Raw genomic sequence first — 11,952 nt, 5'->3', positions numbered from 1 at the left:
GATTTTCTGCAGAACGAGAAACTTCGTCGCCAGCAGCGCCGCCGCCCTCGTCAGTGAGTGGGCTTATAATCCCTCATCTTCCCGACAGTCAACACATCACTCCCAACTTTTTTGACATTTTTGTAACAGGTTGATTTTGCTTGCGGTTTTATAGCCTCCCGGCAAAAGGAGGAGTTCTTCGTTCAAAATCACCCCGTCTCGAACCGATTTAGATCGATTCCGGCCATGCGACGTCGGCTTCAGATGCTTTCTTTATATGGGCGGCCACGGGGCAATTTCCAGAGCGCTTGCCTCGACCGTCCCAATCGGTAGTTTGACACGCATATATCCATGCCTCTGGAGAGTTCGGAATGCTTGTCCTCGATGAAGATCAGACCCGGTCGGCGCTGCCTTGGGCGCAGCTTATCGATGCGATCGAGGCGATGTTTCGAAGCGGCTGCGTCATGCCTGTGCGCCACCATCACGATATGGAGGTTCCGGGAGAGGAGAATGCCACCCTGCTGCTGATGCCGGCCTGGCTTCCCGGGCGATATGCGGGCATCAAGACGGTTTCCGTGTTTCCGGGGAATGTCCGCCGCAGCCTGCCTGCGATCTTCGGGACCTATCTGCTTTCTTCTGCGGCGACCGGACAGATGCTGGCCGTCATCGAGGGCGGAGAATTGACGGCGCGGCGGACGGCGGCGACCTCGGCCCTTGCATCGCGCTACCTTTCCCGGCCGGACGCAGAGGAAATGCTGGTCTGCGGCACCGGGCGGCTTTCACTCAACCTTATGCAGGCGCACGGGATCGTCAGGCCGATCCGGCGCTACCGCATCTGGGGACGCAATAGCGAAGCGGCGGCGCGAGCGGCGGCGGAGGCCCGGGCACTCGGCCTGCCGGCCGAACCGGTGCGCGATATCGAAGCGGCGGCGAGAACTGCCGACATCATTTCCTGCGCGACGCTTTCCAGCGAGCCGCTTGTTCGCGGCGAATGGCTAAAGCCGGGCGCCCATCTCGACCTCGTCGGCGCCTTTAAGCCCGGCATGCGCGAGAGCGACGATGCGGCCGTGCTGCGCTGCGCCGTCTATGTCGATACGAGGGCCGGCGCGCTCAGCGAAGGCGGCGACATCGTTCAACCCTTGAAGAGCGGACTGCTGAAAGAGAGCGACATACGCGGCGAGTTGGCGGAACTGGTATCCGGTGCCTGCGACGGACGCAAAGATGCGCAAGAGATGACCCTCTTCAAGTCCGTCGGCGCAGCGCTCGAGGACCTGGCCGCTGCCATCCTTGCCTATGAAATGGTCACAGGCCGAAAGTGAAAACCATGCCTTCTTTGCCGGAGCTTCCGGTTTCGCATGTGCTGCCCGATATCGGCGCAGCGCTGGGCAAGCAAAAGCGCGCCGTGCTTTCGGCCCCTCCGGGTGCCGGCAAGACGACGCTCGTGCCGCTTCATCTGCTTGGCGAGGCCTGGCGCGGCGAGGGGAAGATCATCCTGCTGGAGCCCCGCCGGCTGGCGGCGCGCGCTGCGGCAAGCCGCATGGCGTCCCTGCTCGGGGAGCAGGTGGGCGAAACGGTCGGCTACCGCATGCGCCTGGACAACAGGATATCGGCCAAGACGCGGATCGAGGTCGTCACCGAGGGCGTCTTTGCCCGTATGATCCTTGATGATCCCGAACTCTCAGGTATCTCCACCGTGATCTTCGACGAATTCCACGAGCGGTCGCTGGATGCCGATTTCGGCCTTGCCCTGGCGCTCGACGTTCAATCGGCGCTTCGCGATGACCTGCGTATCCTTGTGATGTCGGCAACCCTCGATGTGGAGCGGGTCGCCGCGCTGCTTGACCACCCGCCTGTTATCGAAAGCATGGGACGCAGCTTTCCGATCGATATCCGCTATCAGGACCGGCCCGGTGGCGAGCGGATCGAAGATGCGATGGTGCGGGCCATCGTCGATTCACACGCCGGCGAATCCGGCTCGATCCTCGCCTTCCTTCCTGGTCAGGCGGAGATCACCCGGACGGCAGAGCGGCTGGAAGGGCGGTTCGGAACCGAGACGCTGATTGCGCCGCTCTACGGCAATCTCAGCCAGAAGGAGCAGGATGCGGCGATCCGCCCTGCGGCAGCCGGCACACGCAAAATCGTACTGGCGACCTCGATTGCCGAAACCTCGATCACCATCGACGGCGTGCGGATCGTGATCGACAGCGGGCTGCAGCGATTGCCGGTCTTCGAGGCATCGACGGGCATCACGCGGCTGGAAACCGTGCGCGTCTCGCGCGCTTCTGCCGACCAGCGAGCCGGCCGCGCGGGACGAACAGAGCCTGGCATCGCCATCCGTCTCTGGCATCCGGGGCAGACGGCGGCACTTCCGGCCTTCACGCCGCCACAGATTCTTTCGAGCGATCTTTCCGGCCTCGTGCTCGATCTTGCCCACTGGGGCGTTCAGGATGCGAAATCGCTCGCCTTTGTCGACCAGCCCCCGGAGACGACGATCAGGGAAGCACGCGCGCTACTGGCGCAACTCGGGGCGCTGGACAAGGACGGTGCGCTGACGGCGCGGGGAAAGCTGATGCGCGACCTCGCCCTGCCGCCGCGGCTCGCTGGGATGGTGGTTTCGGCCGGCGAATCGGGACATGCCAGGGATGCGGCACTGATATCCGTGCTGCTGACCGAGCAGGGGCTCGGCGGCACCAGTGTCGATCTGGAAGAGCGGCTGCGCCGGTTCAAAGGTGAAAGAGGCGAAAGGGCCGAGGCTTCAAGACGGCTGGCGGGAAGGCTCTCCGAAGGCCTCGACAGGGTTTCGAGTACCGAACCCGCGCTTGCAGGAAGGCTTCTGCTGCATGCGTTCCCGGATCGCATCGCCCTTCAGCGCGGCGCGCGCGGGCGGTATGTCATGGCGAACGGCCGGGGTGCCGAGCTTGCGGAAACCGAGCGGCTGGCCGGCAGCCAGATGCTCGTGATTGCCGATCTGACAGGTCGGGCCGCGCAGGGGAGAATTCTGGCGGCAGCGGAAATCTCCCGTGCCGACATCGAGGCCGAACTGCCGGGCGAAATCCGGACGGACGACCAGACCTTTTTCGACAGGCAGAGCCGGCAGGTGCGGGCACGCCGGGCGACAAGACTCGGTGCGATCGTTTTCGAGGAAGCGCCGCTTCCGCGCCCATCGGGCGAGGCGGCGGTGCGGGCGCTGGCGCAAGGATTGCAGGAACTGGGGCTCGATCCGCTTCCCTTTTCCAAGGAGGCTCTGCAGCTTCGCGAGCGAATCGGCTTCCTGCATCGGACGATCGGCGAGCCATGGCCCGATATGAGCGACGAAGCACTGCTCGGCCGCATGGAAGACTGGTTCATTCCGTTCCAGACGGATGCGCGAGGGCTTTCGGATATTTCCGCTTCCGGCCTTTCCAACGGGTTGATGGCACTCGTGCCGCACGATCTGCAGCGCGATCTCGCACGCCTTGCACCGACACATTTCGAGGCGCCGACGGGGCAGCGTCATGCGATCCAGTATGATGGCGAGGAGCCGACGCTGACGATCCGGGTACAAGAGCTCTTCGGCCTCAAGCAGCACCCGGCGGTCGCCGGCGGGCGATTGCCCCTGCTGCTGGAACTTACCTCGCCGGCCCACAGGCCGATCCAGACGACCCGCGACCTGCCGGGCTTCTGGGCAGGCTCGTGGAAGGATGTGCGGGCGGACATGCGGGGGCGCTATCCGAGACATCCCTGGCCGGAAAAACCCGACGAAGCGGCGCCGACGACACGGGCAAAGCCGCGTGGTACATGATCCACCGGCCCGGAGCGTGATGCGTCGATCCGGACGCACAGAGATGCCCGAACCCCTTTGAATCTGCGTATCAGCCTTGCCGAAAATCGATTCCGATTTTCGGGCCGATGCTGTAGGAGTATGGCGTGATCGAGAAGGTTGAAATTCAGACGCAGGAAGACAGGCTGAGCAGCCGCCGGCTGCGCTTGCAGACTTTAGTGCGCTTGCGATGGCTGGCCGTCATCGGCCAGGCGGTGACGGTCTTTATTGTCGCCTTTCTTTTGAAATTTCCCCTGCCGCTGGTTGCGAGCTGCTCGTTGATTGCGGCCCTTGCCTGGGTGAATTTCTATCTGACGATCCGCTATCCGCCGACCCACCGGCTTGAGCCGCCTGCCGCTTTCGCGCTCCTGGGTTTCGACCTTCTGCAGCTTTGTGCGCTGCTTTTCATTACCGGCGGTCTTGCCAATCCCTTTGCGGCACTGGTCTGCGTTCCCGTCATCATTTCCTTCGCATCACAGCCGATCCGCTACAGCACGGCACTGATCGGCTTTGCGATGGTCTGCATTACCGTGCTCGCCTTCTCGCCCTTTCCGCTTCCGTGGTTCGACGGGATGGAGATCAACGTGCACAATATCATGCAGTTCGGCGTCTGGTGTTCGATCGCTTCCACCATGGCCTTTGCCGCCTTCTATGCCTACCGGGTGTCGATGGAAGCGAGCCAGCTTGCCGACGCGCTGGCGGCGACGGAGCTGGTGCTGCAGCGGGAGAAACATCTTTCCCAGCTCGACGGGCTGGCGGCCGCTGCAGCCCATGAACTCGGCACGCCGCTTGCCACGATCAGCGTCGTTGCCAAGGAAATGGAGCGCGAACTCAAGGACGACGACCGGTTCCGCGAGGACGTCCAGCTTCTGCGCAGCCAGAGCGAGCGCTGCCGCGACATCCTTCGCCGGCTGACGACACTCTCCGCGGAGGGCGAGGCGCATATGCGACGGCTGCCTCTCTCCTCGATGATGGAGGAAATCGTCGCGCCGCATCGCGAATTCGGCATCAATCTGGAACTGGTGGAGAAGAGCCCGCGCAAGGGCGAGCCTGTTACCGACCGCAATGCCGGCATCATGTACGGGCTCGGCAATCTGATCGAGAACGCCATCGACTACGCGCGCGAGAAGGTGACGGTCACGGTCGAGCACGATCACGAAAAGGTGCTCATCGTCATCGAAGACGACGGCAATGGTTATGCACCCGACATTCTGACGCGGATCGGCGAACCCTATGTCACCAAACGGCAGAAGGAGGATACGGCCGGAGGCCTGGGATTGGGGCTTTTCATCGCCAAGACGCTGCTGGAACGCTCCGGCGCATCCTTGGTTTTCGAAAACCGCGATCCGGAAAACGCCGGCGCTCGCATTCGAATCGAATGGCCGCGCGTATTGATCGACGCAAATTCGACAAAATGACTTTGTGGGCATAAACAGGATAGAGCGGTTGACGCATTTCGGACATTCAACCGCCGGGACCGTAGCGATGACAGACCAGAACCACGAGATTTCCGCCGGCTCCAATGCGGAGCATATCGGGCCTGACCCGAGCCTGCTGATCGTCGATGACGACGGCCCCTTCCTGCGGCGCCTGGCACGCGCCATGGAGGCACGCGGCTTTCATGTGGAAACGGCCGAATCGGTGGCAGAGGGCGTGGCAAAGTCCAAGGGCCGGCCGCCGAAATATGCCGTGGTCGATCTGAGGCTCGGCGACGGCAACGGCCTCGACGTTATCGAGGCGATCCGCCAGCGGCGCGACGACACGCGAATCATCGTGCTGACCGGCTACGGAAATATCGCCACCGCCGTGACGGCGGTGAAGCTTGGGGCTGTGGACTACCTGGCGAAACCTGCCGATGCCGACGATGTGTTTGCCGCGCTGACGCAGCGGCCGGGGGAAAAGGCGGAACTGCCGGAAAACCCCATGTCGGCCGACCGCGTGCGCTGGGAACATATCCAGCGCGTTTACGAAATGTGCGAGCGCAACGTCTCGGAAACCGCGCGCCGGCTCAATATGCATCGCCGCACGCTGCAGCGCATCCTCGCCAAACGCGCACCGAAATAACTACACGTCGTCGACGTTGAATGGCTTTCCGTTTGCCCATTCGGCCATCATCAGCCGCTGCGCGGCCGTACGCGAGAAGTTGAGCGTCACCGCCTTGCGGGTCGCTGGTGGCAGGCGGTGTTCCGGCGCTTCACGCAGCATATGCGCCCCGTAACCATCCGATAGAAAAAGGCCGCATTCCTGCGGGAAGATATCGAGCGGCACATCCTTGTGCGTCGCGAAGAACAGCCGGTCGCAATGCAGGCGGTAGTCCGGCCATTTGCGATCGACCTTGAAGTCCTCGATCGACGTCTTGATCTCGATGATCCAGACCTCTCCCTTTTCAGAGATCGTAATCAGGTCGGCCCGGCGGCCGCTTGCCAGCGGCAGTTCCGGCAACACCGCGTGACGCATGTCGTGAAGCAGGATCTGCATGCCACGGCGCACCATCATGGCCCTGTCCGATTGCCGGCCATCGATTAACGGATTGTTATTATAAACGCTCAAAATCGTCATGGATAACCATCAAGTGGGGTTGGCCGTTGTTGCAAAAAAGCCATGCGCTTTTAATTTGCGGCGCAGATGGATTTTGTCGCACCGCAGCAGCCTTGCAAAGGCCAAGTTAATCGAAAATAAACCATAAGTAACGATGGTCGAAAGACTGTCCCTTCTTGCCCCAACACCCTTCACGAGTCATCCATGCGCATCCGCAATGCATTCCCTGTATTTGGCCTGCTGGCGACCCTGGCACTGGCCGGCTGCTCCACGACGTCCGAAACCGCGTCCGTCAACGACAAGGGCGCAGGTCCGACCGTTCAGACGGCACAAATCTTCAACGACGCCTATGGCGTAACCTCGGATGCCGGATACTCCCTGCCGGCAATCCCGATCGACCGCGTCAAGCCGGAGTTCCGCCGCCAGATCGTCAGCTACCAGAGCGACGAACGTCCCGGCACGATCATCGTCAACACGCGCGAGCGTCACCTTTATTACATCCTGCCCGGCGGCAAGGCCGTCCGTTACGGCATCGGCGTCGGCAAGCAGGGCTTCGCATGGTCCGGCACGGCCTATGTCGCCTGGAAGCAGGAATGGCCGAACTGGCATCCGCCGAAGGAAATGGCTGCCCGCCGTCCTGAGATCGCCAAGTATGTCGAAGACGGCATGGGTCCCGGCCTCACCAATCCGCTCGGCGCACGCGCCATGTATCTCTTCAACGAGCAGGGCCAGGACACGCTCTTCCGCCTGCATGGCACTCCGGAATGGGCCTCGATCGGCACCGCCGCTTCCTCCGGCTGCATCCGCCTGATGAACCAGGACGTCATCGATCTCTACAACCGCGTCCGCCCGGGCAAGACCACCTCCAAGGTCATCGTTATCCAGTAGGTACAGGCTGAATTCGGTATAAAAAAGGCCGCCGGACTTTCGGGTCCGGCGGCCTTTTTTGCATCCGGCAGGATCAGGCGCTCTGCTTTGCCTTGAGCTCGATGCGGCGGCGATGCAGGACCGGCTCGGTATAGCCGTTCGGCTGTTCCCTGCCCTTCAGGACCAGGTCGAGCGCTGCCTGGAAAGCGATCGAATCATCGAAATTTCCAGCCATCCGGACGTAGGCCGGATCGCCGGCGTTCTGCTGGTCGACGACAGCGGCCATGCGCTTCATCGTTTCGACGATCTGCTCCTTCGTGACGATCTTGTGGTGCAGCCAGTTCGCCATGTGCTGGGCGGAAATGCGCAGCGTCGCGCGGTCTTCCATGAGGCCGACATTGTTGATGTCGGGCACCTTGGAGCAGCCGATGCCCTGATCGACCCAGCGCACGACATAACCGAGAATGCCCTGAGCATTGTTGTCGAGTTCGCGCTGGATTTCTTCCGCCGTCCAGTTCGGACGCACGGCAACGGGCACCGAGAGAATATCGGAGAGCCTGGCGCGGGCGCGATCCTTCAGGCCGGCCTGCACCGTGGCGACATTGACCTGGTGATAATGCGTGGCATGCAGGGTGGCGGCTGTCGGCGACGGCACCCAGGCGGTGTTGGCGCCGGCCTTCGGATGAGCAATCTTCTGCTCCAGCATGGCGGCCATCAGATCGGGCATCGCCCACATGCCCTTGCCGATCTGGGCATGGCCGGACAGGCCGCATTCCAGGCCGATATCGACATTCCAGTTTTCATAGGCGCCGATCCAGTCGGCCTGCTTCATGTCGCCCTTGCGGATCATCGGGCCGGCTTCCATCGAGGTATGGATTTCATCGCCGGTGCGATCGAGGAAGCCGGTATTGATGAAGACGACGCGCTCGCGCGCTGCGCGGATGCATTCCTTGAGGTTGACGGTCGTGCGGCGTTCCTCGTCCATGATGCCCATCTTCATGGTGTTGCGCGCCATGCCGAGTGCATCCTCGACGCGCGAGAAGATCTCCACGGCGAAGGCGACTTCTTCGGGACCATGCATCTTCGGTTTGACGACATACATGGAGCCCGTGCGCGAGTTCTTCCGGCGCCCCGACGGGCCGACATCGTAGAGCGCGATCAGGCCCGTGATCATCGCATCCATGATACCCTCGGGCACCTCGTTGCCGTCGCGATCGACGATCGCCGGATTGGTCATGAGGTGGCCGACATTGCGCACCAGCATCAGGGAGCGACGGTGCAGCTCGAAAGTCTGGCCGCCCGGTGCCGTATAAGCGATATCGGGATTGAGCTTGCGGATGAAGGTGGAGCCGGCCTTGCTCACTTCCTCCTGCAGGTCGCCCTTCATGAGGCCCAGCCAGTTGCGGTAGACGACGACCTTGTCCTCGGCATCGACGGCGGCGACGGAATCCTCGCAGTCCATGATCGTGGTGATGGCCGATTCCAGCCAGACGTCAGAAATATGGGCTGGGTCGCTCTTGCCGATCGGCGTCGAGGCGTCGAGCACGATCTCGATGTGAATGCCGTTGTTCTTCAGGAGAATATGGGTCGGCGCATTGCCATCGCCACGATAGCCGGCAAAGTGTCCGGCATCCTTCAGCCTCACGGCCTTGCCATCGACAGTGGCGATCGCGAGCGCACCGTCCTTGACGGCGAAGGAGCCGACATTCTTCCAGGAGCCGGTGTCGAGGGGGGCGGCGGAATCGAGGAAATCGCGCACCCAGGCAATGACCTTTTCGCCGCGCTTCGGATTATAGCCCCTGCCCTTCTCCGCGCCATCCGTCTCCGGAATTGCGTCAGTGCCGTAGAGCGCATCGTAGAGCGAGCCCCAGCGGGCATTGGCGGCATTCAACGCATAGCGGGCGTTCATGACGGGAACGACAAGCTGCGGGCCGGCGATCGAGGCAATTTCGGCATCGACGTTTTCGGTCGAAACCCGGAACTCGGGGCCTTCCGGCAAGAGATAGCCAATCTCCTTCAGGAAGGACTGGTAGGCGTCCATACCGGTGGGCGCGCCATTCTGGCGGTACCAGTCGTCGATCTTTGCCTGCAGATGATCGCGCTTCGACAGCAGCGCACGGTTCTTCGGCGCCAGATCGCGCACGATCGCCGCAAAATCGGCGAAGAACGTGTCCGCATCGATTGCAAGGCCCGGCAGCGCCTCTTTCACGAGGAAATCATGAAGGACGGCTTCGATGAAGAGACCATTCTTTTCAATGCGGCTCATGCGGTGTCTCCCTTGCAGTGGCAGCTTTTTTCATGCTGCCACTTTGCCCGGCTTTCACTCACAGTCAATTCAGCAACAATTCGAAAGATTTATGCAGGCTTGGAAACAGTTCGGCGGGTCACGCGCATTGGAAGGCCGCCCCGCGGCTGTGTCGTCAGCTTCTGCACCGGCCAGGGATTGGTCTGGTTGGTCGAATCGAAACGATATTTCTGCATCAGTACGGCCAGCGCGATCACCGCCTCCTGAAGCGCGAAAGTGGCGCCGATGCAGACGCGCGGACCGGCCCCGAAAGGCAGGAACTGGAAGCGGCCGATGGAAGCACGGTTCTCCGGCAGGAAGCGCTCCGGCATATAGGCGCGCGGCCGGTCCCAATAAAGTTCATGGCGATGCAATGTCCAGGGCATGACGAGCAGGGTGACGCCGGCCTCGATTTCGACACGCTCGCCCTTGGGACTGGTCCAGGAATCATCTGCAATGGCAGCACGATTGATCGATGGAGCTGGCGGATAAAGGCGGAGCGCCTCCTCGAAGGCGGCGCGGGTTTGCGGCATCAGATCCAGCCATTCGACCGGCTCTGCGCCTGACGCGAGCACCGTGTCGATCTCCTCTTCCATCGCCTCGCGGATATGGGGGCTGTTCGCTACGCAGTAGAGCGTCCAGGCGAGCGCGCGGGCGGTGGTCTCATGACCCGCACCGATGAAAGTGAGGATATTGTCCTCGATCTCCTCCTTCGTCAGACCGTCGGGACCGGCCTGCTCCAGCAGGAGGGTCAGGAAATCGTTCGGCACCCTGCTGCGGTCGGCCTTCATCCGGGCAAGGCGCATATCCATAGTGTTGCGCACGATGGCACGGAATTTTTCCAGCACCTTCTGGCCACCGATGCGTGTCACACGTGGAACCCAGGACGGGGCGCGCAGCAGATCCATCGGATCGACGCGACCCATGCGATGCAGCAGTTCGTTGACATCGTCGGCGAAGTGACCGCTCGATGTGACGATCTCACCGGAAAACAAAGTGTCCGCGAGGATGGCGAAGGTCAGCTCCGTCATGTCGGTGCTGATATCGAAAACCGTCCCCGCCTCGCCGGCACCGGCATATTTGCGCGCGTAGTCCTCCGACTGGCGCAACATCTGGCTGGCAAAACCCTTGGCGTGGCGGGGCGTGAAAACAGGAGCGACGGCTTTTCTCGATCGCTTCCATACGGAGCCTTCCGCGGTCAGAAGTCCGTCGCGCAGGATGGGACGCAGCACAAGCTGGCGAATGTCGGACATGCGGTAATTGTTGGCGTTATCGACCAGCACATGTTTGATCAGGCCGGGATCGTTGACGATCAGCGTGCGCTGGCCGAAGAAACTGGTGCGGATCCAGGGCAAGGTATAGGAAGGCTCGCCCCACAGCTCCAACGGATTGCGCAAAACCGTCCTGATGACTTCGAGCCGTGACGGCGGCACGGTGCGCGGCAACGGTGCCGGCGGAACGAACGGGTCCGGACGCATGTCCATCAGCAGAGCCTTTCCCGGGAAAATATCGTTTCCCGGCAGGCCCGAAGGTTAGAGCAGGCCCTTGAGCTCGTCCAGCTTGTCGTTGACCAGCCAGCCGTAATAGTTCTCTTCCGGCCAGACTGTCGTGCCGGAGGAACGATTGCGGGCGGCAAGGGCTGCGGCGCGCTGGCGCGAATTGCCGACATTATAAAGAGTGGCCGTCAGCCCCGGATTGCCGGAGATGTCCATGCCGGCGATCTCCTTGTAGTCGTCGATCGACCTGCGGATCGAGGCGGCAACGAAGGCGAGCGAAATATCGGGATCCATGATCGCCTTGTAGACCGAGCCGGCATTCTTCTCGTTCAGCTTCGGATAACCGGAAACGCGCGACACCAGATCGGACAGCATCAGCGCCGTCAGCGGATTGACCTGGCCGAGACCGAAGGTCTGACCGGCATAGAAGGGCTGGAAGAAGACGGCGCTGAAGCGGTTGTTCGGGAAGCTCTTGCCATCCACGGTCTTGCCGCGGAAATCGCTTTCCCAGACATCTTCGCGGCAAGTCCAGAGCGTGTAGGAATCGCTCTTGCCGCTGCAGGCGGCAAATTGCGGCCGATCGACGAAATCGTCGACGCTCTCGCCATCATAGGCAAAGCGGAAGCTTTCACCGGCATAGGAAGCGGCCTTCACATAATAGGCCTGCAGGCGGTCATAGGCGTCGACGTTGTAAGTATGCTCGCCGACGATTGCGCCGATCACATGAATCGGATTGATGCCGTAAGCGCTTGAGACCTTCTTGATCTTGCCGAGAAGCTCATGGTCGGTCGACAGAAGGTCATAGACCTTCTCATATTTGAGATCGAAGGTCGTCTTGGTGCCCTTTGTGCGACGGACTGAAGCACCGGGAATATCCGGCTGCTCGGCATGACGGTTGCCGGGCGGAACGACCTGTGCCGCAAGCGCAGGAACCGAGCCCGCAATGGTCATGGCAATCACAAGGCTTGTCAAAAGGCGTCGCACGATCT

9 protein-coding genes are annotated in these 11,952 nt (G+C 61.8%); 5 read left to right on the top strand and 4 right to left on the bottom strand.

Annotated features, from left to right (window positions below; all coding sequences use genetic code 11):
- The first annotated feature begins 350 nt into the window (after nucleotides 1–350).
- From ACFPWW_RS07400 to ACFPWW_RS07385, 4 genes are all read left to right on the top strand, one after another.
- Nucleotides 351–1,298: an ornithine cyclodeaminase family protein gene (locus tag ACFPWW_RS07400; RefSeq protein ID WP_377311238.1), complete on the top strand. Its 948-nt coding sequence runs from the start codon at nucleotides 351–353 to the stop codon at nucleotides 1,296–1,298.
- Between the two features lie 5 nt (nucleotides 1,299–1,303).
- Entirely contained in the window at nucleotides 1,304–3,760 is a 2,457-nt protein-coding gene (hrpB, locus tag ACFPWW_RS07395; protein ID WP_377311237.1) for an ATP-dependent helicase HrpB, read from the top strand.
- Between the two features lie 125 nt (nucleotides 3,761–3,885).
- Nucleotides 3,886–5,196: an ActS/PrrB/RegB family redox-sensitive histidine kinase gene (locus tag ACFPWW_RS07390; protein ID WP_377311236.1), complete on the top strand. Its 1,311-nt coding sequence runs from the start codon at nucleotides 3,886–3,888 to the stop codon at nucleotides 5,194–5,196.
- A gap of 67 nt (nucleotides 5,197–5,263) precedes the next feature.
- The gene (locus ACFPWW_RS07385; RefSeq protein WP_112562675.1) at nucleotides 5,264–5,842 is read left to right on the top strand and encodes an ActR/PrrA/RegA family redox response regulator transcription factor; all 579 of its coding nucleotides are present in this window, start codon (nucleotides 5,264–5,266) and stop codon (nucleotides 5,840–5,842) included.
- Here ACFPWW_RS07385 and ACFPWW_RS07380 read toward each other — a convergent pair whose 3' ends face one another.
- Nucleotides 5,843–6,337, bottom strand: coding sequence for an MmcB family DNA repair protein (locus ACFPWW_RS07380; protein WP_112562673.1), 495 nt, complete (start codon nucleotides 6,335–6,337; stop codon nucleotides 5,843–5,845).
- A 183-nt stretch (nucleotides 6,338–6,520) separates the two neighbouring features.
- On the opposite strand from ACFPWW_RS07380, the gene ACFPWW_RS07375 reads away from it, so the two are divergent.
- Nucleotides 6,521–7,204, top strand: coding sequence for a L,D-transpeptidase (locus ACFPWW_RS07375; RefSeq protein ID WP_112562672.1), 684 nt, complete (start codon nucleotides 6,521–6,523; stop codon nucleotides 7,202–7,204).
- 73 nt (nucleotides 7,205–7,277) lie between these two features.
- On the opposite strand, the gene ACFPWW_RS07370 is transcribed toward ACFPWW_RS07375, so the two are convergent.
- The 3 genes from ACFPWW_RS07370 to ACFPWW_RS07360 form a co-directional block, all read right to left on the bottom strand.
- Nucleotides 7,278–9,449: a malate synthase G gene (locus tag ACFPWW_RS07370; protein ID WP_377311235.1), complete on the bottom strand. Its 2,172-nt coding sequence runs from the start codon at nucleotides 9,447–9,449 to the stop codon at nucleotides 7,278–7,280.
- A gap of 89 nt (nucleotides 9,450–9,538) precedes the next feature.
- The gene (locus tag ACFPWW_RS07365; protein WP_377311234.1) at nucleotides 9,539–10,951 is read right to left on the bottom strand and encodes a cytochrome P450; all 1,413 of its coding nucleotides are present in this window, start codon (nucleotides 10,949–10,951) and stop codon (nucleotides 9,539–9,541) included.
- Between the two features lie 48 nt (nucleotides 10,952–10,999).
- Complete coding sequence (locus tag ACFPWW_RS07360; protein ID WP_112702792.1) at nucleotides 11,000–11,947, bottom strand: DUF1402 family protein; 948 nt, start codon at nucleotides 11,945–11,947, stop codon at nucleotides 11,000–11,002.
- Nucleotides 11,948–11,952 lie beyond the last annotated feature (5 nt).

The organism is Rhizobium sp. GCM10022189 (genome assembly GCF_042656325.1).
Classification (GTDB): Bacteria; Pseudomonadota; Alphaproteobacteria; order Rhizobiales; family Rhizobiaceae; genus Rhizobium.
This window is presented reverse-complemented; position numbering and strand designations above follow the sequence as displayed.

Bases quoted from the DNA above. Each gene is read 5' to 3' on its own strand.
- ACFPWW_RS07385 (WP_112562675.1), top strand. From the start codon at position 5,264: ATGACAGACCAGAACCACGAGATTTCCGCCGGCTCCAATGCGGAGCAT.
- ACFPWW_RS07380 (WP_112562673.1), bottom strand. From the start codon at position 6,337: ATGACGATTTTGAGCGTTTATAATAACAATCCGTTAATCGATGGCCGG.
- hrpB (WP_377311237.1), top strand. From the start codon at position 1,304: ATGCCTTCTTTGCCGGAGCTTCCGGTTTCGCATGTGCTGCCCGATATC.
- ACFPWW_RS07400 (WP_377311238.1), top strand. From the start codon at position 351: ATGCTTGTCCTCGATGAAGATCAGACCCGGTCGGCGCTGCCTTGGGCG.
- ACFPWW_RS07370 (WP_377311235.1), bottom strand. From the start codon at position 9,449: ATGAGCCGCATTGAAAAGAATGGTCTCTTCATCGAAGCCGTCCTTCAT.
- ACFPWW_RS07365 (WP_377311234.1), bottom strand. From the start codon at position 10,951: ATGGACATGCGTCCGGACCCGTTCGTTCCGCCGGCACCGTTGCCGCGC.
- ACFPWW_RS07375 (WP_112562672.1), top strand. From the start codon at position 6,521: ATGCGCATCCGCAATGCATTCCCTGTATTTGGCCTGCTGGCGACCCTG.